Origin of the sequence: Drancourtella massiliensis (assembly GCF_016900655.1) — a bacterium.
GTDB lineage: Bacteria > Bacillota > Clostridia > Lachnospirales > Lachnospiraceae > Sellimonas > Sellimonas catena.
This window is the reverse complement of sequence record NZ_JACJKH010000006.1, coordinates 25,382-50,621: the sequence shown is the minus strand read 5'-3', so window position 1 is coordinate 50,621 and position 25,240 is coordinate 25,382. Positions and strand designations below refer to the sequence as shown.

27 protein-coding genes are annotated in these 25,240 nt (G+C 45.0%); 7 read left to right on the top strand and 20 right to left on the bottom strand.

Translation table 11 applies throughout. From position 1 onward, the window contains the following. Positions 1 to 82 precede the first annotated feature (82 nt). Positions 83 to 241 (bottom strand): hypothetical protein, encoded by a 159-nt coding sequence (locus H6A32_RS04640; RefSeq protein ID WP_162610155.1) that lies wholly within the window; start codon positions 239 to 241, stop codon positions 83 to 85. A gap of 106 nt (positions 242 to 347) precedes the next feature. Between H6A32_RS04640 and H6A32_RS04635 the strand changes: the two genes are divergently transcribed. Next, positions 348 to 890 carry a hypothetical protein gene (locus tag H6A32_RS04635; RefSeq protein WP_087167821.1) on the top strand — a complete coding sequence of 181 codons (543 nt, stop codon included), beginning with the start codon at positions 348 to 350 and terminating at the stop codon, positions 888 to 890. Beyond that, the gene (locus tag H6A32_RS04630; RefSeq protein ID WP_191433594.1) at positions 826 to 1,095 is read left to right on the top strand and encodes a hypothetical protein; all 270 of its coding nucleotides are present in this window, start codon (positions 826 to 828) and stop codon (positions 1,093 to 1,095) included. The genes H6A32_RS04635 and H6A32_RS04630 overlap by 65 nt, the downstream gene beginning before the upstream one ends. Positions 1,096 to 1,108: 13 nt before the next feature. On the opposite strand, the gene H6A32_RS04625 is transcribed toward H6A32_RS04630, so the two are convergent. After that, the gene (locus tag H6A32_RS04625) at positions 1,109 to 1,588 is read right to left on the bottom strand and encodes an acyl-CoA thioesterase (RefSeq protein WP_242958930.1); all 480 of its coding nucleotides are present in this window, start codon (positions 1,586 to 1,588) and stop codon (positions 1,109 to 1,111) included. A gap of 80 nt (positions 1,589 to 1,668) precedes the next feature. Between H6A32_RS04625 and truA the strand changes: the two genes are divergently transcribed. Further along, positions 1,669 to 2,412 (top strand): tRNA pseudouridine(38-40) synthase TruA, encoded by a 744-nt coding sequence (gene truA, locus H6A32_RS04620; RefSeq protein WP_191426738.1) that lies wholly within the window; start codon positions 1,669 to 1,671, stop codon positions 2,410 to 2,412. Between the two features lie 473 nt (positions 2,413 to 2,885). On the opposite strand, the gene H6A32_RS04615 is transcribed toward truA, so the two are convergent. Next, positions 2,886 to 3,776, bottom strand: coding sequence for a patatin-like phospholipase family protein (locus H6A32_RS04615; protein WP_330677387.1), 891 nt, complete (start codon positions 3,774 to 3,776; stop codon positions 2,886 to 2,888). Between the two features lie 139 nt (positions 3,777 to 3,915). On the opposite strand from H6A32_RS04615, the gene H6A32_RS04610 reads away from it, so the two are divergent. Both H6A32_RS04610 and H6A32_RS04605 read left to right on the top strand, forming a co-directional pair. Next, entirely contained in the window at positions 3,916 to 5,160 is a 1,245-nt protein-coding gene (locus tag H6A32_RS04610) for an aminopeptidase P family protein (protein WP_087167817.1), read from the top strand. Positions 5,161 to 5,293: 133 nt separating this feature from the next. Continuing rightward, positions 5,294 to 6,934 carry an ABC-F family ATP-binding cassette domain-containing protein gene (locus H6A32_RS04605; protein ID WP_138372977.1) on the top strand — a complete coding sequence of 547 codons (1,641 nt, stop codon included), beginning with the start codon at positions 5,294 to 5,296 and terminating at the stop codon, positions 6,932 to 6,934. A gap of 70 nt (positions 6,935 to 7,004) precedes the next feature. Here H6A32_RS04605 and H6A32_RS04600 read toward each other — a convergent pair whose 3' ends face one another. Next, positions 7,005 to 7,637, bottom strand: a complete 633-nt coding sequence (locus H6A32_RS04600; protein WP_138372978.1) for a histidine phosphatase family protein — start codon at positions 7,635 to 7,637, stop codon at positions 7,005 to 7,007. Between the two features lie 143 nt (positions 7,638 to 7,780). On the opposite strand from H6A32_RS04600, the gene H6A32_RS04595 reads away from it, so the two are divergent. After that, positions 7,781 to 8,260, top strand: a complete 480-nt coding sequence (locus tag H6A32_RS04595; protein WP_087252324.1) for an S-ribosylhomocysteine lyase — start codon at positions 7,781 to 7,783, stop codon at positions 8,258 to 8,260. 34 nt (positions 8,261 to 8,294) lie between these two features. Here the strand turns inward: H6A32_RS04595 and H6A32_RS04590 are convergent, their stop codons facing one another. The 4 genes from H6A32_RS04590 to H6A32_RS04575 are packed head-to-tail and all read right to left on the bottom strand — an operon-like array spanning position 8,295 to position 12,268. Beyond that, positions 8,295 to 8,843, bottom strand: coding sequence for a DUF5662 family protein (locus H6A32_RS04590; protein WP_087167813.1), 549 nt, complete (start codon positions 8,841 to 8,843; stop codon positions 8,295 to 8,297). A 22-nt stretch (positions 8,844 to 8,865) separates the two neighbouring features. Next, positions 8,866 to 9,540: a TraX family protein gene (locus H6A32_RS04585; RefSeq protein ID WP_204863847.1), complete on the bottom strand. Its 675-nt coding sequence runs from the start codon at positions 9,538 to 9,540 to the stop codon at positions 8,866 to 8,868. Continuing rightward, positions 9,512 to 11,242 carry an alpha-amylase family glycosyl hydrolase gene (locus H6A32_RS04580; protein ID WP_204863846.1) on the bottom strand — a complete coding sequence of 577 codons (1,731 nt, stop codon included), beginning with the start codon at positions 11,240 to 11,242 and terminating at the stop codon, positions 9,512 to 9,514. The genes H6A32_RS04585 and H6A32_RS04580 overlap by 29 nt, the downstream gene beginning before the upstream one ends. A 27-nt stretch (positions 11,243 to 11,269) precedes the next feature. Then, on the bottom strand, positions 11,270 to 12,268 hold the full coding sequence (locus tag H6A32_RS04575) for a substrate-binding domain-containing protein (RefSeq protein ID WP_204863845.1): 999 nt from the start codon (positions 12,266 to 12,268) through the stop codon (positions 11,270 to 11,272). Positions 12,269 to 12,424: 156 nt separating this feature from the next. On the opposite strand from H6A32_RS04575, the gene H6A32_RS04570 reads away from it, so the two are divergent. Next, positions 12,425 to 12,721 (top strand): DUF1292 domain-containing protein, encoded by a 297-nt coding sequence (locus tag H6A32_RS04570; protein ID WP_087167809.1) that lies wholly within the window; start codon positions 12,425 to 12,427, stop codon positions 12,719 to 12,721. Here the strand turns inward: H6A32_RS04570 and H6A32_RS04565 are convergent. The 12 genes from H6A32_RS04565 to H6A32_RS04510 form a co-directional block, all read right to left on the bottom strand. Beyond that, positions 12,693 to 14,561 (bottom strand): ATP-dependent helicase, encoded by a 1,869-nt coding sequence (locus H6A32_RS04565; protein ID WP_204863844.1) that lies wholly within the window; start codon positions 14,559 to 14,561, stop codon positions 12,693 to 12,695. The two genes, H6A32_RS04570 and H6A32_RS04565, sit on opposite strands and share 29 nt — an antisense overlap. Before the next feature lie 3 nt (positions 14,562 to 14,564). Next, positions 14,565 to 16,022: a glutamate--tRNA ligase gene (gene gltX / locus H6A32_RS04560; protein WP_087252318.1), complete on the bottom strand. Its 1,458-nt coding sequence runs from the start codon at positions 16,020 to 16,022 to the stop codon at positions 14,565 to 14,567. Positions 16,023 to 16,042: 20 nt separating this feature from the next. After that, complete coding sequence (locus H6A32_RS04555) at positions 16,043 to 16,369, bottom strand: DUF3784 domain-containing protein (RefSeq protein ID WP_158099210.1); 327 nt, start codon at positions 16,367 to 16,369, stop codon at positions 16,043 to 16,045. Continuing rightward, complete coding sequence (locus H6A32_RS04550; RefSeq protein ID WP_087252317.1) at positions 16,363 to 16,854, bottom strand: threonine/serine exporter family protein; 492 nt, start codon at positions 16,852 to 16,854, stop codon at positions 16,363 to 16,365. The genes H6A32_RS04555 and H6A32_RS04550 overlap by 7 nt, the downstream gene beginning before the upstream one ends. Beyond that, a complete protein-coding gene (locus H6A32_RS04545) occupies positions 16,851 to 17,624 on the bottom strand; it encodes a threonine/serine exporter family protein (RefSeq protein WP_191426731.1) in 774 nt (257 codons plus the stop codon). The genes H6A32_RS04550 and H6A32_RS04545 overlap by 4 nt, the downstream gene beginning before the upstream one ends. Before the next feature lie 139 nt (positions 17,625 to 17,763). Next, a complete protein-coding gene (gene grdD / locus H6A32_RS04540) occupies positions 17,764 to 18,918 on the bottom strand; it encodes a glycine/sarcosine/betaine reductase complex component C subunit alpha (RefSeq protein WP_204863843.1) in 1,155 nt (384 codons plus the stop codon). Positions 18,919 to 18,931: 13 nt separating this feature from the next. After that, positions 18,932 to 20,464, bottom strand: coding sequence for a glycine/sarcosine/betaine reductase complex component C subunit beta (gene grdC / locus H6A32_RS04535; RefSeq protein ID WP_087167802.1), 1,533 nt, complete (start codon positions 20,462 to 20,464; stop codon positions 18,932 to 18,934). 114 nt (positions 20,465 to 20,578) lie between these two features. After that, a complete protein-coding gene (gene grdA / locus H6A32_RS04530; protein ID WP_082136429.1) occupies positions 20,579 to 21,052 on the bottom strand; it encodes a glycine/sarcosine/betaine reductase complex selenoprotein A in 474 nt (157 codons plus the stop codon). 108 nt (positions 21,053 to 21,160) lie between these two features. Further along, a complete protein-coding gene (gene trxA, locus H6A32_RS04525; RefSeq protein WP_087167800.1) occupies positions 21,161 to 21,487 on the bottom strand; it encodes a thioredoxin TrxA in 327 nt (108 codons plus the stop codon). Positions 21,488 to 21,511: 24 nt separating this feature from the next. After that, positions 21,512 to 22,456, bottom strand: a complete 945-nt coding sequence (trxB, locus tag H6A32_RS04520) for a thioredoxin-disulfide reductase (protein WP_087252314.1) — start codon at positions 22,454 to 22,456, stop codon at positions 21,512 to 21,514. Positions 22,457 to 22,568: 112 nt separating this feature from the next. Further along, the gene (gene grdB / locus H6A32_RS04515) at positions 22,569 to 23,876 is read right to left on the bottom strand and encodes a glycine reductase complex selenoprotein B (RefSeq protein ID WP_087167798.1); all 1,308 of its coding nucleotides are present in this window, start codon (positions 23,874 to 23,876) and stop codon (positions 22,569 to 22,571) included. 18 nt (positions 23,877 to 23,894) lie between these two features. Further along, on the bottom strand, positions 23,895 to 25,175 hold the full coding sequence (locus tag H6A32_RS04510) for a glycine/sarcosine/betaine reductase component B subunit (RefSeq protein ID WP_087252313.1): 1,281 nt from the start codon (positions 25,173 to 25,175) through the stop codon (positions 23,895 to 23,897). Positions 25,176 to 25,240: the final 65 nt, after the last annotated feature.

Below are 25,240 nucleotides of genomic sequence, written 5' to 3'. Positions count from 1 at the left end.
GTTATAAAAAAGAGCAGGACCGGCTGCTCCGGTCCTGAAAATTTCCGCAGTTGAAACAGACGTTATCCATTGCATCTCCGGTCTATTTCCTGTTCTGACGTCTTACTGCTTTTTTCTCATCTTCTTTATTAACGTGAACGGCGAGAGTCTCTTTATCATATTCGGAACTTTTTTGCTGCAGCATGCATTCTTCATCCAGTTCATAAACCGTATTCCCGTCCAGAATCAGTTTTCTTGGCATGTCTCATTCTCCTTTTCCTTTTTCTTCCAGTATATGATGCCCGCATATTTTCGGTTTTATTCACATATATATTTACAACGCCGGATCAGATAGGAGATGCAAACATATGAAGAACAAAACTCCATTTCCCATGACACCTTTCGATATGCTGGTAGTACCTGAACATCTTCATATTATGAAGCTGTTCCTCCCCTATCTGCCTTCCGGCACTCAGAAAATTCTGGCTGTTTGGATCAAATATATGGAGCTTCATAATACACTTGCATATTTCCGGAACTTCCCTCATTTTGGCCTGGGGGAATGTCTCTCGCCAAAACAGGCGGGCGCAATGGAAATTTTCGAAGAGCTCCGCCCGTATATGAAGGAAGACGAGGCCGAACAGATCGATATGGCTCTTTCCGCCATGAGCATGATGGAAATGATGAATGCTGCCGGTCCCGCAGAAGAACATCCCGGCCCGGCAGATCTGCTCCGGTCCATGATGCCTTCCGGCACGGACGACATGTTCGATCTCTACAGTCAAATGTTTGAAAAAGGAGGCGAAGCTGAAGATGAATCCGAAGGACAGCCAGTGGGCGGAATGGATGAAGAATCCTGCGATCCGGAACCTGGATCCGCTGAAACAGGAACTGATACGGACAGCATTTGACAGGACACAGGGAAAAACAGGCCGGAATCTGGCGCCTGTCATGATGTCTTTGATCACTCAGGCAAATCAAAAAGGAATCCGATTTTCCGAGGATGAAATGACTTTGATTCTCCAGTTTTTAAAGGAAGGGAAAAGCAAGGAAGAACAGGCCCGAATCGACCAGATGGTCGCCTTTGTCAATGCTGCATGGAAAAAGAGGAACTGAATACAGTTCCTCTTTAAAATCCTTCTTCTTTTCTCATCAGGCGGTTTTCTCTTCTTTTCAGAGCCCCTTCCCACTCGGCCTTTTCTGTCTCAGACTCGACTATCAGACGGGGAACTTCTTTTGGACGGTCATTTTCGTCCAGCGCCACTACCGTAAAATAAGCACGGTTGATCGGCCGGCGCATGCCGGTCGGATCCTCCACATAGGTATCTACCCTGATTTCCATGGATGTGTGTCCTGTATAAGTCATTTTCGCCCGGATCACAACCATATCATTTTGATAAGCCCCGCGGATGAACCGGAGATTATCTACTGAAGCTGTTGTAATATTGCTCATGCAATGACGCTTTGCTACAATACCGGCTGCCTCGTCAATCCACTGCATCAAAACGCCCCCAAACAGACGGCCGGCTGAATTCAGATGGGTAGGCCGCACCAGATGGACCGTCTCCACCATGGAATCCTCGACTCTCTTTGGTATGATTTCACTCATAATTTTAACCTCTTTTTGACTTTCTTTTTTCCTTTTTTTATTATATCATGGTACTACAAAAGAAAAAAGGAGTAAAATCTATGCGAAATATCAGACTGACAATAGAATACGACGGCTCCAGATACCACGGCTGGCAGAGACTCGGAGCCGGTGAGGATACTTCCAGTACCATTTCCGGAAAACTTTCTGAAGTAATTTTCCGGATGACCGGTCAGAAATCAGAGCTTTTCTGTGCTTCCAGGACAGAGACCGGAGTCCATGCCTACGCACAGACGGTCAATTTCCATACAGGCTGCAGCCTCAGTGCCAGGGAAATCAAGCATTATCTTAACCGCTACCTCCCTTCCGACATTGCTGTTCTGGAAGTAGAGGATATGCCGGAGCGTTTCCACGCTTCCTTAAATGCAAAGAAACGCACCTATATCTACCGGATCTCCACTGCAGAAGTGCCGGATGTATTCGAACGGAAGTATGTATATCATCTGTTTAAGAAACCGGATATTGAGAAGATGCGTGAAGCATCCGGACTTCTGGTTGGACGCCACGATTTTCAGCACTTCTCTTCCTCTAAAAAGAAAAAAGGCGGAGTCAAGGAAATCTTCTCCATTGACATATACGGAAGCGGGGATGAACTGGAATTCACTATCACTGCCAATGACTTCCTTCATAATATGGCACGGATCATCATCTCCACACTCCTGGATATCGGACAGGGAATGCGTCCGGTTGACGATATCGGACGGATCTTTGACGGCAAAGAAGCCGCATCTGATCCGATCGATCCAAAAGGCCTGTTCTTCCAGGAGGCAGAATATCCACAATAGTACAGACAAAAGGCCAGAAAGGACAGGGCACGACTGAACCTTTTCTTTCCGGCCTTTTTTAATACAACAGTTTGCTGAATATCGATGTAATCAGAACATCCACGACCGTGCAGCCTGAACAGATCCGCCAGGTATACAATCCCCATTTTCTGCGCTTTATCTGAAAAAGACAGATAAAAATCAAAGAACCGATATAAATGCTGTATCTTAAAATCACGTATAGATTTAAAAAACATGAAATCATATCTTTTACCAACCAAACTATAAGAAGCTCAACATAAGTCGATTTTCTCCTGTTTTAGAGAGACATTTTTTCAATCCAATATTATCTTCATTACAAATTCGATTCAATAATTATACCGTTAATTTCATGCTAAATTTATGTTAAAGCATTTTTTCGCATCTATTATTATCACCTGTCGGCACAAAATAAGACCAGTTGCCACTTCAGCTGATCTTATTTGCTTTTCGTTTTATTTATTTAAATATTCCAGCAGTCTTTCATACTCTTCTTTCATCTGCACATAGCCGTGCTCATAGAACGATGTAAGACGATCGTAATTCTTTTCCATTCTTCCTATCGTTTTTATCTTCGGACGGAGGACAAAAATTTCTCCTTTCCGTTCCAACTGCTCAATCTGCTCCATCTGCTTATTGTAAACATAAGGACGTCTCAGGATCGTCCGGACCAGATTCGGATATTTCTTATATGCAGCGCGATAGATTCTGGTTTCTCCAAGGGACGGTTTCTTCTTCCGATAGCCCTCGTTTCTTGTCAGAATGACAATAATCTTTTTCCTTCCCTTTTTTAAAGCTCTTTCGATCGGCACGGAATCTGCAAGTCCTCCATCCAGATACGGAACTCCGTCAATCCGGACGATCGGAGCTGCCAGCGGCATACTGCTGGAAGCCCGGCAGATTTTTAGAAGCCGTTCTTTTTCTTTTCTCTCATCGAGATACTCTGCTTTCCCGGTCTCGCAGTTTGTCACTACCTGATCACATTTCATCTCCGACTGGAAGTACGTGTCAAAGTCAAATGGAATCAGCTCTTTTGGATACCGGTCAAAAATGAGATCCATATCCATCATGCTTTTTTCCTTGACCATCTTGCGCAGGCCCAGATAAAAGTCATATTCTTTTTCCTTGTGTATCATGCACTTTTTCGTGCGTCCGATCTGCCTGGACACATAATCGATTGCGTTGCAGGCCCCTGCGGATACTCCGATCACGTCGGTTGTGTAAAAATCTTTTTCCATAAGAAAGTCAAGCACTCCGGAGGTAAATACTCCTCTTGTCGCGCCTCCTTCCAGAACAAGAACCGCAGGAATCAGTTTGTTATTCTGGCTATTCTGTCTTTCGTCCATTTTTCTCCTCCTGCTTTCAAATTTTGCCTTTGTCTTTTATAGTATCAGCTTCTTTTCATGAAGTAAACAATGAATTTGATCTTTTTCTTTCTTCCTGTGTTATACTGGTTTCAACGAATGAACAAGGAGGAACTTATTTATGATCAGCAAAGAATTTCATGCTTCCAGACGGGCGCTCTACGCTTCTGTTCTGAATGAGAATTCTGTCGGATTTGTCTTTTCCGGCACAGAAAAGGAATGGAAAGGGGATGAAATGTATCCTTTTACACCCTATGCCAATTTTTATTATCTGACAGGATTTTCCTATCCGGATGCTGTCCTGATGGTTGTCAAGAGAAACGGCGTTATCCGGGAGACATTGTTTATCGATCACCCGGATGAAAAGGCTGCCCGCTGGACCGGCGTCTCTTACACAAAGGAAAGCGTCAAGGAAGAAACCGGCATCGAACAGGTGGAGTATCTGGAGCGTTTTGAAAAATCTATTCCGCTGTTTGGCGAGCCGGGCCTGATTCATCAGGTTTATATCGACATTCCCGGATGGGAGCGTCCGTTTGTTAAAAATGAGGCCCGCAGCTTTGCCTGCCGCATCCATAACTTTGATCCTACTCTTCCGGTTTATAACACCTTTCAGGATCTGGCGCGGTTCCGCCAGGTAAAAACAAAGGAAGAAATCGCACTGCACCGCAAAGCCTGTGAGATTACGGAAATCGGCGTAAAAAACATGCTCTCCCATTTGAAACCGGACATGTATGAATACGAAAGCGAAGCGTACTTTGATTTTTCCCTGAAGTCCCACAATGCTGCGCACGCGTTTCCAACCATTGCTGCTTCCGGTCCGAATGCCTGCTGCATGCATTACAGTGACAACGACCGTCTGATGAAAGATGGAGACATGATTTTATATGACCTTGGTGCCAAATGGGGCGGATATGACGCGGATGTCAGTCGGACCTATCCGATAAACGGACATTTTACCGAGGAGCAGAAAACCCTTTACAACATCGTTTTAAAAGGACTGGATGCTGCCATTGCTGCGACGAAACCGGGCCAGCCGAAAAACGAGCTGCAGGAATTAAGCAAGCAGGTGATGGCGGAAGAACTGATCCGGATTGGCATGATCGAAAAGCCGGAAGAAATCATTCGCTACTATTTTCATGGATCCGGCCATTATATTGGTCTTTATACGCATGATGTAGGGGACGATAACGCCCTTCTGGAAGAGGACATGGTCTTCACCCTGGAACCGGGGCTCTACTTCGATGAGCTTGGGATCGGCATCCGAATTGAAGACACTCTTGTTGTGACAAAGGACGGCTGCGAAGTACTCAGCGGAGGAATCCCGAAAACAGTTGAGGAAATCGAAGCATTCATGCAGAAGTCATAAGCCGGCACAACTCGTTCATTTACCGGATTCTGCCGGGGAAATCCCTTGCCAAGTGGATATGGATTGTGATAAGATAGGCGATGGTTATTATGACGCAGACAATCTGAATTCACGTAAAGGAGAACGAAACGCTATGATCAGTACAAATAATGTCACACTTCGCGTTGGGAAAAAAGCGCTGTTTGAAGACGTAACGATCAAATTCACCGAAGGCAACTGTTATGGACTGATTGGCGCCAACGGGGCCGGAAAATCTACTTTTCTGAAGATTCTTTCCGGACAGCTGGAGCCGACGAACGGGGAAGTGATCATTACACCGGGAGAGCGTCTTTCTTTCCTTCAGCAGGATCATTTTAAATATGATGAATACATGGTTTTGGATACCGTAATTATGGGAAATGCGCGGTTATACGAAATCATGAAAGAAAAAGAGGCGCTCTATGCCAAAGAAGACTTTACCGATGAAGATGGCATGAAAGCAAGTGAGCTCGAAGGAGAATTTGCTACCATGAACGGATGGGAGGCAGAATCTGATGCAGCCAGTCTGTTAAATGGTCTTGGCATTGAAACGGATCTTCATTATCAGTATATGAAAAATCTGACCGGTGCACAGAAGGTGAAGGTCCTGCTTGCACAGGCACTGTTCGGAAATCCGGATATCCTTCTTCTGGACGAGCCGACCAACCATCTGGATCTGGATGCCATCGCATGGCTGGAGGAATTTTTGATCAGCTTTGAAAATACGGTCATTGTGGTGTCCCACGACCGTTATTTCCTGAATAAGGTCTGCACTCAGATCGCAGATATCGATTATGGAAAAATCCAGCTCTATGCAGGAAACTATGATTTCTGGTATGAGTCCAGCCAGCTTTTGATCCGGCAGATGAAAGAAGCAAACAAGAAGAAGGAAGAAAAGATCAAAGAGCTCAAAGAGTTTATCTCCCGTTTCAGCGCCAATGCTTCCAAATCCAAGCAGGCGACTTCCAGAAAGAAGGCTCTGGAAAAGATTCAGCTCGATGAAATCCGTCCTTCCAGCAGAAAATACCCGTACATCGACTTCCGTCCAAACCGTGAAATCGGTAATGAAGTTCTGACAGTGGAAAATCTGACCAAGACTATTGACGGAGTGAAAGTTCTGGATCATTTAAGCTTCACCATCAATCACGATGACAAAGTCGCTTTTGTCGGAAGTAACGAGCTTGCAAAGACAACCCTCTTCCGCATTCTCGCAGGAGAGCTTGAGCCGGATGAAGGTACCTACAAATGGGGAATCACAACTTCTCAGGCCTATTTCCCAAAGGACAGCGGAAAAGAATTTGACAGTAACTATACGATCACAGAATGGCTGACACAGTATTCTGAAGAGAAGGACGTGACTTATGTCCGTGGCTTCCTTGGCCGTATGCTCTTTGGAGGAGACGATGGAATGAAGCGTGTCAATGTTCTCTCAGGCGGGGAAAAGGTACGCTGCCTCCTTTCCAAGATGATGATTTCGGGAGCCAATGTTCTGATTTTTGATGAGCCGACCAACCATCTGGATATGGAATCCATCACTGCGCTTAACAATGGTATGATCAAATTCCCGGGAGTGATTCTTTTCTCTTCCCGCGACCATCAGATTGTACAGACAACAGCAAACCGGATTATGGAAATCATGCCGAACGGCCAGATGATTGACAAGATCACAACCTATGATGAATATCTGGAAAGCGATGAGATGGCCAGAAAACGCCAGACTTATACTACCACAGCTGAAGAAGAGGAAGATGACTAAAATACCAGACGTGTATCTTCCATAAAAAATCCCCGTCCTGCGGCCAGATACGCAAGACGGGGATTTTAAGTTACCATGGTTTGACTTCTTCTGTATAGTAGGTTTTTCCTTCTTCTACAATCCGGTATTCTTCCGGTGTCACGTCCACGATTGTCACCGCACAGTTCTTGTGAACTCCCGTTCCCCAGAAATCTTTGACATCTGCTCCCTTCATATGACATAAAAGAGCACAGAGTGCTGCGCCGTGGGTCGCAATCAAAATCGTCTGCCCTGCACGTGCAGGATCCTGACGAAGCTCCTCCAGAAAATCCCCCGTTCTTTTCAGGACATCCTCAAAGGATTCTCCTCCTTTTGGTGGACGGTACTTTTCCGGAGCATGGAAAAACTGGAAAAACTCTGGATCCGGAATTTCAGATGCCTCTTCTTTACAGATCAGCCCTTCGTAAATGCCAAATCCCATCTCCTCGATTCTCTTCTCATCGAGAATTGGAACATTACGGTCTCCGAGAACAAGCTCTGCCGTCCTTCTGGCACGCTTCAGAGGACTGGTATAAGCCACATCAAAAGGGACGGTGCTTAATGCCTCTCCTGTTTCTTCCGCCAGATGCTCTCCAAAGGCATTCAATGGAATATCCGACTTTCCCTGCAGTTTTTTCACTTTATTCCAGTCCGTCTCACCATGACGAATCAAATATAAACGCATAAGTAACCCTCCTGATTCTTTATCAAATCTCAGTGTCCTAACACTCTTTTCCTATTTTAACACAACCTGAGATTCATTTCAGTATTCCCTTGCCCTTTTTAACAAATCAGTCTATACTTACTAAGTGAAAGGAGAGAAACAACATGGAAAAAATTGCAAGTTTTACTATAAATCATCTGACCCTTCTTCCAGGTGTCTATGTGTCACGAAAGGATACTGTGGGGGATTCTGTTATTACGACATTCGATCTTCGAATGACCCGGCCGAACTATGAACCGGTAATGAATACCGCAGAGGTTCACACGATCGAGCATCTGGGGGCAACATTTCTGAGAAACCATGAGGGATTCGGGGTAAAAACCATTTATTTTGGACCTATGGGATGCCGTACCGGATTTTATCTGGTGCTTGCAGGCGACTATGAATCCCGGGACATTCTTCCGCTTTTAAATGATATGTTTGATTTTATTGCCGGATTTGAAGGAGAAGTTCCGGGAGCTTCCGCCAGGGACTGCGGGAACTATCTGGATATGAACCTTCCGATGGCCCGCTATCTTGCAGCAAAATATAAAAAAGAAGTGCTGGATCATATTACAGAGGAGCGTCTTGTTTATCCGGACTAATCTGAAAATTTCAAAGAGAGAGTACCGTCTGAGTCTACAGACTGTGCTCTCTCTTTCTTTTTTTGATTACCCGTTTCAGATAAGAAAAAGTCTTCTCCTCTCCCTCTTCCGCCAGCATGCGCAAAAGCTTTTCCAGTACTTTCTTTGTATGTGGATGAAGAAACCGGGCTGAACAGCCCCTCTCATAATATTCCAGCGGACAGCGATCCGTATATGACTCTTTTTTATATGTTTTGGATGCCGCAATCCGGTCCAGAAACATCTCAAAAATATACCTGTCCGGCATCCTCATGCCGCAGATCCCGTCTTCCGGACGAAGTCCATAATCCATCCAGTACTCATAATGATGCTTGTTGCGTCCCTTATGATGCAGCCAGGCAGTTGAGCAGCCTTTGTCCTCCCGTTCGGCATTATTCGGGCTTCTGTTGCCTTGAAAATAACGACAGCCGACAAGAAACTCGCACGGCGAATATTTCGACAAGTCATGCAACAGTCCCTGCCTGTACAGTCCCACCCGAAAACAATATTTCATCACCAGAAATTTATGTCGGTTGATTGTACAAAAATGTCCCCAGACGTTCATTGTGTTTCCTTTCTCTTTGTTGTTACTGTTCGATCCACCACCGGATTCCCGCCAGAAGCGCAAGATGCAGCGGATAAAACAGATAAAAGATTTTTTTCATATCCCTTCCTTTTTCTCCGCTGTAAAGATGGAGAGGAATCAAGGACAAAACCGCAAACATCTGTCTTCCTCCCATCAGTAAAACATTGACGGCTGCAAGAGATATATCGCGCTTTAGATTTTCATTGTAAAAGCAGTAACAGAATAAAATCATCAAAAGTCCCATGGAACTATAGTCTGTCGCAAAAAATTCTGCTGCCAGAAGAACCATAAGTACAGAAAAACACCTGAATACCATGTTTTCAAAATACAGCCAGAAATAAAGCATCAGAACTCCTAGCGCAAACGTAAAAAGAACATTCTGTCTTCCAGGATAAACAGGTGTTCCGAAAAAAGCAAGATCGTAAAATGGCTCCGAGGCAACAGCGAAAGCAAACAGCCTGAGACCGTAACTGACGATGTTCCTCGTGTACATGAATCCGACTGCCGTCGTGAAAGCAAAGATCGGAAACGAAATCCTCCCGATCACGTCCAGAATCCACAGGTCCGGAAAAAAGATCAGTCCGACGTGATCGATCAACATTGTAATCAGTCCGGTCCACTTCAACTGACACGCAGAAATCTCCGGCCTATTTTTTACAAGTATCTTCTGATTCATATGCCTCCCCTGTAAATACCGCTATGGATCTCGCTTCAATCACTGCCTTGCGCTCCTGACAGACTTCACCATTGCTTTCTAAAAATCCTTTCTGGACTGTTGTGGTAAAAATCTTCCTCCAGTGTTTTCCTTTTGGCAGAGACGGCAATGCAAAGGTATGATCTTCCCAGTGCATATTGTAGGCAATATAAAGATCTTTCTCCCTCTTGGTCGCGCCACTGTAAAAGACTCCAAGTTGTCTGCTTGCAATCTCATTCGGAACCTGCCATGCATTCTCTCCGTGATAAGACACATCCGGCACTCCACAGTGGGTCAGATCAATTCCCTGACATTCTTCTGCCGGGTGAAGGATCCTGTGCTCTTTCCGGAAACGGATCAGCGCTTTGACATAATCTGTCAGCCACTGCTCTTTCTCCGCCTTTTTCCAGTTTACCCAGGCAGTATCATTGTCCTGACAATACACATTATTGTTTCCATTCTGAGAATTTGCGAACTCGTCTCCTGCCAGAATACACGGCGTCCCCTGAGCCATCAGAAGCAGGAAAAATGCATTGCGCATCTGCTGCTCTCTGAGTTTTACAACCGCTTTTTTTCGTGTCGGACCTTCTACTCCGCAGTTCCAGCTGTAATTGTAGTCCGGTCCATCATGATTATTCTCGCCATTTAATTCATTATGCTTTCCATCATAGGAGACAAGATCACAAAGCGTAAATCCAGTGTGATCCGTAATATAATGATACTGATGGTCATTTTGACAGAGATGCTTCAAATGCCAGATGACACTCTCGATCATACCTTCGTCTCCCTTCAGGAAACGCCGCATAACTGTTTGAAACTCGTCATTTTTCACAATCAGCTTCAGATTCTTCAGATAATCATCACTCTGAATCACTTCCAGCGGAACCGTATATGGATTTACGACAAAACCGTCTGCATGAAACTCCTGCCGGTAATATCTCAGGCATTCGATCATCTTTTGTTTCGGCATGGCATCGTAAAACGGCAGGTGAAGGATTACCTCAATCCCTGCCTGATGGCATGCCTTGACCATCTCTTTTAATTCCCGGAGCGGATTGGAGCTGGCGTAACGGCTCTTCGGAGCAAAACAGTAGGCCTCACCATATCCCCAGTAATTCCTTGCAAGTCTGATGTGATCTTCAAACTCATAGACCGGCATGCACTGAATCTGATTGATGCCAAGCTCTTTCAGATACGGAATTTTTTCAATAATGCCTCCAAAAGTTCCTCTGTTTTTTACTTTAGAGCCCTGACTTTTTGTATATCCGCGCACATGAAGGCTGTAGGCGATGATATCCTCATCCGGAAGATCCAGCGGGCGGTCATTGTCCCAGTCAAAATCCGGTGCACAGAGAAGCGCCCTCACATATTCGGTCTCCAGACCGTTTTCGTCCTGTCCGGTATACTTTCTGATCCCATGGGCATACGGGTCTACATAGGGCTCGTCATCAATAAAGTACAGATACTCATCTCCATCCTTAAGACCGCTCTGGATACCGGATGAACGGATATCTCCATAAAGAATATCTTCTTCCATGCTGATCTCCCGATATGGCTCTGTCTTTTTCCCCCGGTAGATACAAAGCCTGCAGTTCTTTCCTTTCGGAACCGCTACAGAAAAGGAAATCCCCTCCTCTGTCCATAATACTCCTGCCGGCACAGGTCGTTTTTCTCCATGTGTCATAACTTTTAATCCTTTCCGGCGGCAGTGCTACTGCCAGCCATCGACTCCATACATTTCAACATTGCTTCTATCAATGTAAAGTACTTCCTCTAATGTCTCTTCTTCATATCTTTCCCCGTTCATAATCTGAAATGCCACTGTCACTGCGGATTTGCCAATATTGATCGGCGACTGTGCAGCAATTCCGGCAACCAGACTGTCATCCTTAGCAAGTTCCTGCTTTAACTCCGGCGAACCGTCTACACTGTAGATCATCATGTCTGTTCTGCCTGCTTCCTCGATGGCATCCAGCGCACCAAGAGCAATCTGGTCATTTCCGCACATGACCGCTGTAATATGCTCCTGCTCTTGCAGGATGGATGCCATTTGTTTCTTCGCCTCTTCACGTTCGCCATATGTCTCGGCTCTCGACACAACTTCAAAGCCTTCTCCGGCAATTGTCTCCTCAAATCCGTTAATCCTGTCAATAATTGAATTCTGTGTTGTGCACTCCAGGATCACAACCTGTCCGCCATCCGGAGCAGCCTCGATCAGCTTTTCGCCGCAGATAACCCCCGCGCTTGTATTGTCAGAACCGATATAGGCATCGACATCCTCCCGGTTCTGTACCTGCGTATCAAGATTAATGATCTTAATATCTGATTCCTTTAACTCTGTTACTGCAGGCTGAATCTTCTCCCAGTCTACCGGACATAAAAAAATCGCTTCAATTCCGTCCGAAATCATCTCACGTATCTGCTGGATCTGTGTTGTGGAATCTCCCTTCGGATCTTTGGATATCAAAGTGCTGCCCGCCTCTTCAACGGCCTCCCTGATAGATGCCTCCAGCGTGTCATAATAGGGATTGTCCATGTTAATACAGGAAAAACCTAATTTATATGATTCGGTTTCAACTTCTTCTTCCTCCTCTGCCGGGACCGGATTGTCTTCCGGAGTACCGCCTGCCGGTTTGGCGCAGGCCACAAGTCCCAGGCTGAAAACAAGCAATAGTGCAACAATACCTGCTGCCCATCTTTTGAACTTCATATTCTTTCCTCCCGATGTTGTACTAATCAGTTTTATTGTAACTTTTCCCCGTAGGGAATGTCAATAGTTTAAAATTTCATTCATTTTTTGTTTCCCCTTGCTTTTTATGAACGGGTCTGATACAGTAAATTTATCAACACAAAGGAGAGAAAGAGTATGGAAGATCAAAATTTAACTGTCACTCTTACGCTTGATAATGACGAGGAGCTGGAATGCGATGTGCTGACTATCTTTTCTGCCGGTACACATGAATATATTGCCCTGCTTCCTCTGGATGAAAATGGGGACGCAAATGAAAACGGGGATGTATTTCTTTACCGCTACGAAGAGATTGACGGCGAGCCGAATCTTTCCAACATCGAGGATGATGATGAGTATGAAGCGGCCGCTGATGCATTTGATGAGTGGCTTGATGAGCAGGAATTTAACGAGCTTCTTGACGAGGACGAGTAAATAGTTCCTGGACAAAACGGGATGGATAAACTTCCTTCCCGTTTTTTTCTTTGACATAACAGATGGAAAGCTCTTCCTTTGCGCGCGTCATGGCAACATAAAACAGCCTTCTCTCCTCTTCGATTTCCTCTTCCACAATGGCTTTCCTGTGGGGAATACTGCCTTCCTGCGCTTCAATGATATAAACACAGCGGTATTCCAGGCCTTTGGCTCCGTGCATCGTCAGCAAAGCTGTTTTCCCCTTTGTAAATTTTTCTTCCTTTTCCATCTGACGGATCCGGTCTGTATAAACCTGTGTGAATTCAATCCACTCTTTCATGGTATCCATCTTTTTCATGCTCTGGGCAAGTTCATCTACAATCTCGGTAAGCTCTGCCTCCTCAATCTGCATCTTCTGCGAATACTCTTTCAGATACTCCTGATATCCGGTCTTTTTCAGAAGAAACTGAAATGCCGCATATGGCGCCATCCTGGAAACTGCCTCCATATCTTCTTCGAAAGCATCAATTCTGTCCAGCATCCACTCTTTATCACAGTAAAATAATTTCAGATCCTCAAAATCTGTCCGCTCTTTCTCCAGAGCACTCCGGCTGATGTAACGGTTCGGGCGGTTGATTACCCGCAGAAAATCACTGCGGTTTCTTTCCCCCATGGCAATCCGAAAATATGCCTTCATATCTTCCGCAATAAAATGCTCAAAGAGATGGAATGCTTTTTCTTTCATAAAAAAAGGAATCCCCCGGTTCATAAAGGCGGACATTACCATAGAAGCGTCCTGTACGGTCCGGAAAATGACTGAGATCTCTTCCGGCGGCACTCCTTCTTCCAGTTTCTTTTTTACAGCGGCTGCGACATACTCAGCCTCCTGCTCCATGTCTTTTAATTCCTGTACATGAACCGGCTTTCCCCGGTCATGGACCGCTTCAAGATCTTTGGAAAAGCGGAACTTGTTTTTCCGGATCACTTTTCCGGAAGCCTGTACAATAAACGCGCTGCTCCGATAGTTCACGGATAGCCGGACAAGCGATGCCTGAGGAAAATCCTCCATAAACTGTTTCATGATGCCCGGTGTGGCCCCGCGAAACCCGTAAATCGCCTGATCATCATCTCCTACCACAAAAAGGTTCGCCCTCTTCCCCGCAAGTAATTTGATAATCTCGTACTGTATTTTGCTGCTGTCCTGAAACTCATCGATCAAAATGTAAGGATATCGTTCCTGCCATTTCTTCAGGATCTGAGGCTGACGACAGAATAACTGATAACACAGCAGAAGCATATCATCAAAATCGATCCGGCCGGCCTCTTTTTTCCGCTTCTCGTAGGCATGGTAGATCTGCCGGTCTTCCGGATCATCCGTAATTCCGGAAAATCCCCCGTTATTTTTTACCTTCCCGATCATAAGAAGGACATCTTTGTCTTTCGGGCGTTTCCGGTTTTCTCTTTCCACATCCCTGACCGCTGCTTCTGCCATGGCCTTCTGTTCTTCTTCCGTCAAAATCTGATCCGGAGCAAGATGATAAATCTGACGGAGCATTCCATAATAAATGCCGTGGAATGTCCCGAAGGTCACCGGACAATGTTTCAGTCCCATCCTGGCAAGGAAACGCTCTTTCATTTCCTTTACCGCATACTTGGTGAAGGTAATAACAAGTATCTCCTCAGGCCGGATCCTGAAATGGCGGATCATCCATTCCAGACGTCCCGTAATCACAGCCGTCTTTCCGGAACCCGGTCCTGCAAGGACCATACATGGTCCTCCACGGTGGCAGACCGCCTCCCTCTGTGCCTCATTAAAATCGGAAAGCGGGGGTCTTTCTCCCCCGCTGTGCTTTTTTTCCATACTCTATTTCTCCAGTAATTCGATTGCTTTACGGATCCTGTCAAGAGATTCTTCCTTTCCGAGAACCTCCATAATCTCAGTTGCCCCGCCCGGTGTATTCTGTTTTCCGGAAACCGCTGTTCTAACCGGCCACATTACATAGCCGTTCTTGCATCCTTTCTCTGCAACATATCCTTTTAATGTTTCAAAAAGTGCATCGTTGGAATAGTCATCCTGCTTTTCCAGAACCGGAAGAAGCTCTTTTAACACTTCAAGAGATGTCTCCTCATTTGTCTTCATCTTCTTGTGAATGTACATGGACGTGTCATACTCCGGAAGTTCCTCGAAGAAATCAATCTGCTCCATGATATCCGGGAAAATTTCAATTCTGGTTTTGACAAGAGCAGCGATTTTCTTCAGATCGTAGTCTTTTGTGATAACCTTCCTGATATAAGGCTCCGCCATATCATAGAAGGTATCGAAATCCATCATCTTCATATATTCGCTGTTCATCCATTTCAGCTTCTGTACGTCAAATACGGCCGGAGATTTGCTCATATGGTGGTAGTCAAATGCCTTTACAAGCTCTTCCAGACTGAAGATCTCCTGATTGTCCTGCGGGCACCATCCAAGAAGTGCAACATAGTTTACGACTGCCTCTGAGATAAAGCCCTGTTCGATCAGATCCTCATAGGAAGAATGACCGCAGCGTTTGCTCAGTTTTTTATGGTTCTCATCCGTAATCAAAGGACAGTGCACATAAACCGGCGGCTCCCATCCAAATGCCTCGTAAAGTCGGTTGTATTTTGGCGCGGAGGAAAGGTACTCGTTTCCTCTTACCACATGTGTGATATTCATCAGATGGTCATCGACCACGTTTGCAAAATTGTAGGTCGGGTATCCATCGGACTTGATCAGAATCATATCATCCAGCTCAGCATTGTTAACTGTGATATCCCCGTAAATCTCATCATGAAAGGTTGTCGTTCCTTCTGTCGGCATATTGATCCGGATAACATACGGTTTGCCTGCCGCAAGGTTCGCTTCGATCTCTTCTTTGCTCAAAGACAGACAGTGTTTATCATAAACACGGATCTCTGTCCCGCTTTCCGAGACAGTAGACTTCAGACTGTCCAGACGCTCCTTGTCACAGAAGCAATAATAGGCGTCTCCCTGCTCAATCAGCTGCTTTGCATATTTCAGGTAGAGACCGCTTTTATTTCTTTCACTCTGCACATACGGCCCATATCCGCCATCCTTGTCCGGTCCTTCATCGTGAATCAGGCCCGTCTTTTCAAGCGTCCGGTAAATAATTTCCAAAGCGCCGTCCATAAAACGCTCCTGGTCTGTATCTTCAATACGAAGCATGAAATCTCCGCCTTCGTGTTTTGCAATCAGGTAGGCATACAGCGCCGTACGAAGATTGCCGACATGCATTCTCCCTGTCGGACTTGGTGCAAATCTGGTTCTTACTTTACTCATAGTTTTCTCTCCTGCTTTCCTTATTTGTCTTTTTTGTCCTTTCCGGTAATATTGATCATATCAATAATCGCAATGCTGACAACAAACAGCAGCATCATACCGTAAACAGCATATCCCTGAAGCTTTTCCGAGTCTGAAAAATATACGATGATGAAAAAAATAATCATGACAATATCGACGCCTGCCATAGGAATGCCAAGTTTACGTCCAACCTTCTTCGGATCAAGTGTTTTTTTCACTTTATCCGGAAGGGTACGGTAGCCCGGAACCATATTCAAAGCTTTTCCGTTGATCAGCGCGATGCTGATAATTGTCATAAATCCAATTACGATCAGACTTCCTACCATTTTTCCTCTTCCTTCCTTTCCTCTTTTTGTATATAGCGGAGGGAATCCTGCTTCCATTCTCCTTTTCGTACCACTTTAAACAGCGTATCCATCAAAAAGATTGCCAACGCTATGGCACCCGCAATCTCAAGTGTCTGAGTCAGGTAGAAACTCGCCATAGAACGGTCATTTTGAAGAACGTAATTCATAATCTGATAAATACCGTTTCCCGGAACAGTCGGCAGAATTCCGCCAATCAAAAATATCGTAACCGGGGCCTTTAATGCCCTTGCAAAAATATGGGAAATCAAACCGGCAGCCAGAGCGGACCAGAAAGACGATATCACCGCGTTCCATCCCGCCTCCATACAGATCATATAGATAAATCCTGCGGCTGCTCCGGAAATCCCTGCCCAGATCAAATATTTTTTCGGTGAATTAATCAGCATGGAAAAGGAAAATACCGCAATAAAAAACCCGATTGTCTTGATTCCGATTTCAATCATAAGTTTCCTCCCATGATTCCATTTCCAAATACCGCAAATGCAACTCCGACCCCGAGCGCGATCGCCGCCGCCTTTAGAAATGCTTCCAGAATTCTCGCGCATCCTGATATATAGTCACCCTGCAGTGTGTCACGCACAGCATTGGTAATTGCAACCCCCGGAACAAGCGGCATGATAGATCCGATTACGACAGTATCGAGATTAATTGCTCCTCCAAGAATAGATTTCACAATAACGGCCATCAGACCTACGCAAAAAGACGTTCCGATATCAAGAATCAAACCGTCAATTCCCGCCGTTTCTGCTCCCGCCATCACCCCTGAAAGAGCAAGGCCGACAATCACTGTTGCCAGCACATCATAGAGTGAACCGCCAAGTGAAATCGTAAATCCAACCGCCACCGCAAGCGGAATAAAAAAAGCAAGTGCACTTGGATATGGAACGGATTCTACTCTTTTCAGCTGGTCATAGGCTTCCTGAAGTTCAATTTCTCCGCCGCAGTATCGTCTGGAGATCTGATTCACCTGCTCAATCACACTTAAGTTTGTGCCTCTTTTTTCAATCCCCTGAATCAGAGTAACAGGGGCAACATTTTCACCGCTGATGCATGCTGTGATTCCCGTCAGGACGACAAGAATCTCCACCACCTCCAGATGGGAAGTCTTTAAAATGTGGTGCATCGTGTCCTCAACCCGGTAGGTTTCTGCACCACTTTCCAGCATCATTTTTCCGGCAAGCATTGCTGTATCCATTAAGAGTTTGTAGTCCATTTAGATGTCCTTTTCCTGTTATCATAGTTCCATGAGACATCATACTATTTCTTCCGGGAAAAATCAAGCCACACAGGAAAACCAGCCCGAAAAAACTTTTCCGGGCTGGTTTTGTATAGGATTTATTATAGTATATCGGCTAGTTAATGTATCCTGCTTTTTTCAGCTCTTCTTCAGCTTTTGCAAGATTTGCCTCAGATACACGGATGATCGGGCCTGTACATCCCATTCCGCTTTCAGCGTAAACTTCGATCTTCCACAGTGCGCGCACTGCATCTTCAAGATCCATAACCTCAATTCCGGCAATCTGAGCTGTCACGATTTCCTTCGGCGGCTCTTTTACTTCCTCTTCTGCTGCAGCCGGTTTTGCAACTGTCTTATATGCAGCAAGTACTTCTGTATATCCGCATTTCTTTACAGCATTGAACTCAGCTTTAGCAACATCAAATACCTTGTTGCGTACAAGTTCTGCAGCGTAGCAGATTGCATTTGCGATTACCGGAGCACCGGAAGCACGGGAAACGATCATAACGAGTTCATCGTATCCTTCCCCGATTCCCGGTCCGTATCCATATCCTGTTGCCTCGAAGCTTCCGCCTGTGTTGAAAGAGGAAAGCATCTTTACAAGAATGTTTCCTGTCAGGGAATCTGTAACAAGGATATCCGGGGATGCCTGAAGGACGTCATTTCCTCTCATTACACATCCGCCGTCTGCACGTCCGGATTCAGCAAAAGCAATATCGTATCCATTGCTCTGAAGCTCCTTCAGTGCTTTTTCTGTCTGGCGTGCACCGTCAACATTCAGGATGCCGACTGTCGGTTTTGCGATTCCGCAAGCCTTTGCAGCAATTACGCCGTAAACAGCATTTTTAATCATACCTTCAATACGGTCGGTACTGGAAGTTCCTGTCGTATTGGCGATAAACATTTCTTTTCCTTTAGCAGGTGTTACAACGCGTCCAACAGTAGATACACCGATCGGGAACGGGAAGTGCATTGTTACAGCACCGTCTATCTCCTTGTTTTTCAGCATATCTTCCATCTTTTTATGACCTTCTTCATCATCAGCCACTTTGATTGTTGTTACGCCTTCTGCTTCCAGAGTTCCGATGTAATATACATCTACGCCCTGCTTTGCTGCCATCACCGCTGCCTGCATGGAATTTTCTTCACCGTGTTCGCTGCCCATTCCTGTCAGAGCAATTTTCGGGCGTTTGCCGTACTGGCCGCTCTCCAGTCCCTGTGCCATTTCCATAAAGGTAGAGGCAATTACTTTTTCAATACTACTTGCCATTTTCTACACCTCACTATTCTGCCATCAGAGTTTCAGCGAATTCTTTCATAGCTTTTGCGATCAGGCCTTTTACTTCTTCTTCAGATACAGCAGATTCTGCGCTGTTTCCTTCATTTGCCTGGATTACAAAAGATACACCATCGAACAGGTTTGTCATACGTCCAAGGAAGAGACTTCCTTTTCCGATGATCATTGCTTTCTTGATCTTTCCTTCCAGAATATCTTCACGTGCAAATCCGATGTACGGAACACCTGACGGAATATGTCCCTGTGTCGGAGCCCATCCTGTCAGACCATGCTGTGCGATGAAGTCCGGAAGAGCTTTTCTGTCGATATCGCCGCGTTTTACAGCAAGCGCACCGATCATCTTGTAGTTTGCAAGCGGAACATCACCTGCTCCAGCCGGTTTTGTGATATCCGGATTCTGCATTTCCGGTGAGAATTTGTCAATATCTGTTACTTTCCAGCCTACTCTGTCAAGCGGATCTGTTACAAGACTTCCGATAACAGCCTGAGGTGCGGAACCGGTTCCTACTGTATGACGTCCAAGAACATCCAGATTGATTTCCGGGTTTACACCATCGTTTTCTGTAACGACAACCGCAAATCCTCCAAGGCAGTCTTCCAGGATCGGAAGGCCTTTTTTCACGTGGTCTTTACCGTTCATACCAAGTTTTGCAGTACATCCACCTGCTGTAACAACAACAGTTTTATATGCTCCGGATTTTACGAGAGCAGCTGCCTCAATCAGAGCGTGGGATGGTCCTGCACAGAATCCACGGGAGTCAGATCCTGTTGCGGATACAAGTCCTGCTACTTCTGCAGCAGCTTTCGCGAAGTTACCGCCGCCTCTCTGGTTCATATCACCACATGCTTCCTCAGCACAGTCGATAACGTACTCAACGTCTTCTTTGTTGATTCCAGCATTGCGGATTGCATATAACAGAGCAAGTACGCTGGAGGCTTTGCTCATCAGGTTTTCATGCATTACATGAGCAGAAAGGTTCACATCGATATCGTGAGCTGTTCTTACACATCCAACAAGTTCATTGTTGTGGTACAGTCCTTCTGCATGCTCATTTTCGATATAGTGTTTGATTTCGTCCAGCTCATAACCTTCTTCAATCTTGGAGATGATATCCTCTGTGATGATCGGGTCAGCAGCCAGAGCATCTTTATGAGCGCTTACGAAGTTCTTGTCAAGTTTTACAACTTCGAACATATCGCAAGCCTGTACTAAAAGAAGGAACTCTTCTTCCGGCATGATTTCACCGAATTTTCCGTATCTTTCTGCTCCTTCTTTTGTTTTGTCATAGTAAGGGAATTCAACCTGGGAAAGTTCTTCCGGTGTAGCGTTTCCAATGTAAACCTGGTTTGGCCAGTAGTTTACACATTCTTCATAAGAGCGTAAATGACCTCTTAATTCTTTTAAATATTCTGATTCCGGATTGACAACTCTTTCTGTTGTCTGTGTTGTCCCGTTATATACTACCATTTCAGGAGTATGTGCCAATACATAGCTGGCTCCTTTAATTACACTGTTCATTGTTAGTGTCCACCTTTCTTTACGTTATAAAAAGGAATTATGTTGTAGAAAAAGCGGTGAGGTAAGTATTTACCCCACCGCTCCTGAATCCGAAATCCGGTATTTCAGATTTTCCTATAAATACTTACAGTATTCGTCACGGATTGCAGACATTTCGTCTACGATGTCGTCAACATCAAGAACCATTTCCATCATGCCGACCTGTTCATCGTATACCGCTTCATCAAACTCTTCTTTCAGTTCTGGTTCACAAACGTGATATGTCGTGAGTCCAAGCTGGACCCCTGTCAATGGACCTGCGAATGTCGGGTCACCAGCAGTAACTGTTTCAGCTGCAAGACCAGCAGCTTCACCTTCAGCTGCACCAAGTACTACTACCAGGTTTTCTGGTCCGAATTCATCTGCGAATTCTTTAACCCTCTTCTGATTCTCAAGATCCATTGCGCCTGCGCTCGTTCAGACGAAACATTCTGTTGAAGAAAAAACAATTTCTCCACCGGCTGTCTTTACGCATTCTGCGATAGCCGGTCCCGGAACACCATCACGGTCACCAATAATAATGACTTTTTTACCTTCTAAAATTGCCATGATGTTTTTCCTCCTTCCCTTCATTTTAATAATTGGTTGATAAATATTTATTCAGGGCACCGCTTTATGCCCTCGTAAAGCCCGAAAGGGCAATTACGCAAAAGAAATTTACGCCATAGCGTAGTATTTTTTAACCATCTCTTCTACTGCTTCCGGAGTAGCGTCATCTTTTACTAACTCTTCCACTTTTTCACCATCTTTATAGATAGCAATAACCGGAAGTCCAAGGATCTTCTGGCCGATTGCAAGACGGCGTGCTTTTGTTGTATTTAAAGATGTAAATTTGATTTTGTCGCCATATTTGTCAGCATATGCATGAACATGCGGCATTAAAGCCTGGCAAGGTACGCATCCATCTCCGAAGAAATCTACGAGAACGTATCCTTCTGCCTGCAGAACTTCTGGTTCAAATGTTTTCTTATCTACTTCTAACATTGTTAAACTCCTCCTTAATACTTCTTATTCGTTTTCGTTGATATATTTTTCAGCCTGTGTAGCAGCAATTGCTCCATCTGCAGCAGCTGTTACTACCTGACGAAGGCTCTTGATACGAACATCACCTGCCACAAATACGCCAGGAATGTTTGTATGCATGTTTTCATCGGATTTGATATATCCTCTTTCGTCCATGTCGATCACGCCTTCGAAAATTTTGGAATTAGGGATTGTTCCGATAAATCCGAATACACCGAACATTCCGTCATCTTCGTCTGCTTCGATTGTAGTAAGTTCGCCAGTCTTAACGTTCTTAACTGTCATGGAAGAAAGAATACCGTCACCGTTTACTTCTTCTACAACGGTATCCCATAAGAAATGGAGTTTGTCATTCTTAAACGCCTTTTCCTGAATGGACTTCGCTGCACGAAGTTCATCACGTCTGTGGATGATTGTAACTTTTCTTGCGAATTTTGTAAGATACATCGCTTCTTCAACAGCAGAATCTCCGCCGCCTACTACGAAAACTTCAAAATCTTCAAAGAAGTTGGCATCACATGTTGCGCAGTAAGAAATACCTTTTCCCATAAATTCTTTTTCGTTTTTGCATCCAATCGGACGTGCAAAAGCGCCGGTTGCAATGATCACTGTTTTTCCAAGATATTCTGCCTTGGCACTCTTCAGCTTTTTCACATCGCCATCCAGTTCAACAGCATTGATTACGTCTGTCACACGCTCTGCGCCAAACTTCTCAGCCTGTTCTGTCATTCTTGCGATCAGAGAAGGGCCGCTTTCTCCCTCCACGATCTGTCCCGGATAGTTTTCAATTTCATCCGTGATAGCAATCTGTCCGCCGTCTTTTCCTTTTTCAATGATCAGAGTGGATAAGCGGCTTCTTCCGGCATAAAGGCCTGCTGCTAATCCGGCCGGTCCTGCTCCCAGGATGATTACGTCATAAATTTTGCTCATAACGTTTACTCCTTCTTTCCTATAATGTCTTTATCCTTACGTCCGGAAGGCTGCAGGCCTGTCCGGACGCTGAATTCCACATGACGCCAATCAAGAGGGCGTTTTCAGACTCTTATTTATCGAAAATCGTCTGATCTTCAACTTCTGTAGTAAGAGCATTTAATGCTTTTTCTACGATTTCTTTACGAAGTTTGTATTCTTCGTCTTTATCAAGTGCCGGGTTGCCAAGCGGATGAGGAATGGCAATAGCCGGAACGATTCTGTTTGCACCAACTGTCATGGAGATTGGTGTAACTGTGCAGACATGAACAACCGGAAGTCCGGCAGCTTCGATGCCTTTAACAAGCGTTGCACCGCAACGCGTACAGGTACCTCATGTAGAGGTGAGGATAACTGCGTCAACTCCGTCAGCTTTCATCTTCGGAGCGAACTCTTCAGCGAATGCTTTTGCAGAAGCAACGGCTGTTCCGTTACCAACTGTTGTATAGAATTTATCATACAGTTTTCCAATCTTACCTTCTTTTTCCATTTCACGGAGAACATCCACCGGAAGTACGCGGTCCGGATCTTCGTTTGCGTATACCGGGTCGTATCCGCCATGTGCTGTCTCGAATGTTTCTTCTGTCAGATCATCTACACCTGCAATGCTGTATTCACCGTATTTGGAAGCATTGGAGCTTTCAATATGATCCGGATTTCCCTTCGGTACAATACCACCGGATGTAACCAGTGCGATTGTTGCTTTGGAAAGATCTTTTACAGCCGGATTCGGAGCAACTCTGTCGAATGTCGGCATCGGATACTCTGTTTCAAACGGTTTGCCGGCGATCTTCTTAAGAAGCATTTCAACGGCACGTTTGGATCCGCGTTTTTCTTCGAAGAAGTTTACACGAACACCGTTCGGCATATAACCTTCCTGACAGGAAGCACCGATCTTCTCATGTTTTGCAAGTTTAAGAGCAAGCGGAGCCATGCTTCCGACTGCTTTTCTCATTCCTGCAGCAGAGTTCTTTGTAGCTACTGTGTAAACTTTGTTTTTGAACATATCAGCACCAGGGTTTTCTGTGTACATACCTGTCACTGCCGGAATACCAAGTTCTTCCTGTACAGCGTCACAGATTGTACCGCAGGCAACACCGTAACGTCCGGCATTGAATGCAGGACCTGCTACGAATACATCCGGGTTGTATTTTTTAACGATTTCAATAATTTCTGCTTTTGCTTTGTCAAGGTTTTCGTTGAAGTAAGAGTCACCGCAGATGATAGTAGCAACGATTTCTGCTTCTTCTCCGAATGCCTGTTTAAATGCCATACCTGGTCCGACAACTTCGCCCTCGCGAACTTCTACCGGGTAATCAGCTTTTTCTTCTCCACCAATATTAGCGAAGAACTGATTGATATAATGAACTACTTTTAACATCTTTTTCTTCCTCCTTCACTATCTGGCGCTTAAGTAACCAAATCCTGTTTCGTTTGTTGCACCTGTAATTGCCTGGATTTCAACTTCGATTGTTCCGTCTTCACGTAAGCTGTGTTCGTTACCGCCGGCAATAGTGTTGACATAATCCAGAGTTCCGATTACTTTGTCAAGTTTCGGAAGTACGACTACCTGGTTTGCGTTACCGCCTGTTACAACTGCATCTGCTGCAACGTCAGCGTCAGCAAGTGACTGGGATTTTCCATCGCGTCCAGCATATTCGTCTGTGATGATGACAGTCTTAACGCCTTCTGCTTCAATTTTCTTACAGTTCATGATAAGGTCTGTATCCGGGTTACCGAATCCTTCCTGAGATACGATAACTGCATCCAGATCAAGAAGACGGCAAAGTTTTGCTGTCCAGTCAGAAGAACGCTGTTTGTCAGCAAGGTATACGTTTTCGTTTGTCAGGATCTGGCATACGAAGTTGATTGTCTTGCCGTGTTCTTCAAAGAGGTCATGTACAACCGGGTTGTTTTCGTGTACGTATGTAGGGTTCTTGTCACATGCAGATACACAGTTACCGGAAACGATTGCACCGTCCATTACTTCTGTCGGGTTGATGATTGTAGAAAGTGTTTTCTTTGCGTCAACGCCGTATACATATGTATCATGCAGAAGTCCCTGGCTCTGAAGCATCTGTACATATGCAACTCTCGGAAGTCCCGGAAGTTTTTCCATTCCTTCTTTGATTCCATATGTTTCATATACTTTTGTTTCATCCGGTGTGAGTTCTCTTGCGAGTTCACCGAGATATACAGCAACACGGAAACCTGCGAAACGTACAGCTGCTTCATATTCATGCTGTTTGATTCCGTCAACCGGCTCACATACAACAACAAAGTTGTTCAGTTTGGAGAATGGTGTGTAGTCAGCTCCCGGGCCTGTCATATCGATGATACCTTCCTGGAATCCGACAATCTTACCTGCTGTTACGACAGCCATTCCCTTTAATGCGTATGTTTTTCCTTCGCCGACTGTGTCAACTTTGGAAATAACTCCCGGGAAAACTCCTCCGCGTCCTTCAACCTTTACACGAGGTTCGATAACGTCTTTTACCGGTGTGATTCTTACGCTTTCTCCCGGTCTTGCGATGTCAAATTTTACGCTTTTGATGTGCTCGTCCTCAAGGACAACTTCTTTTACAGCTTCTTCGGATACATAAAGAACACCGTCTTCAATTTTAGACTCAGTGCCAAACTGGATGTCCTTGATAAAAATGTGTCCAACTTCTAATCTCACTGTAATTCCCTCCTTCTAAATAATGAAATCTATGCCCCAAAGTACCCCAGTACTTTATAGCCTTT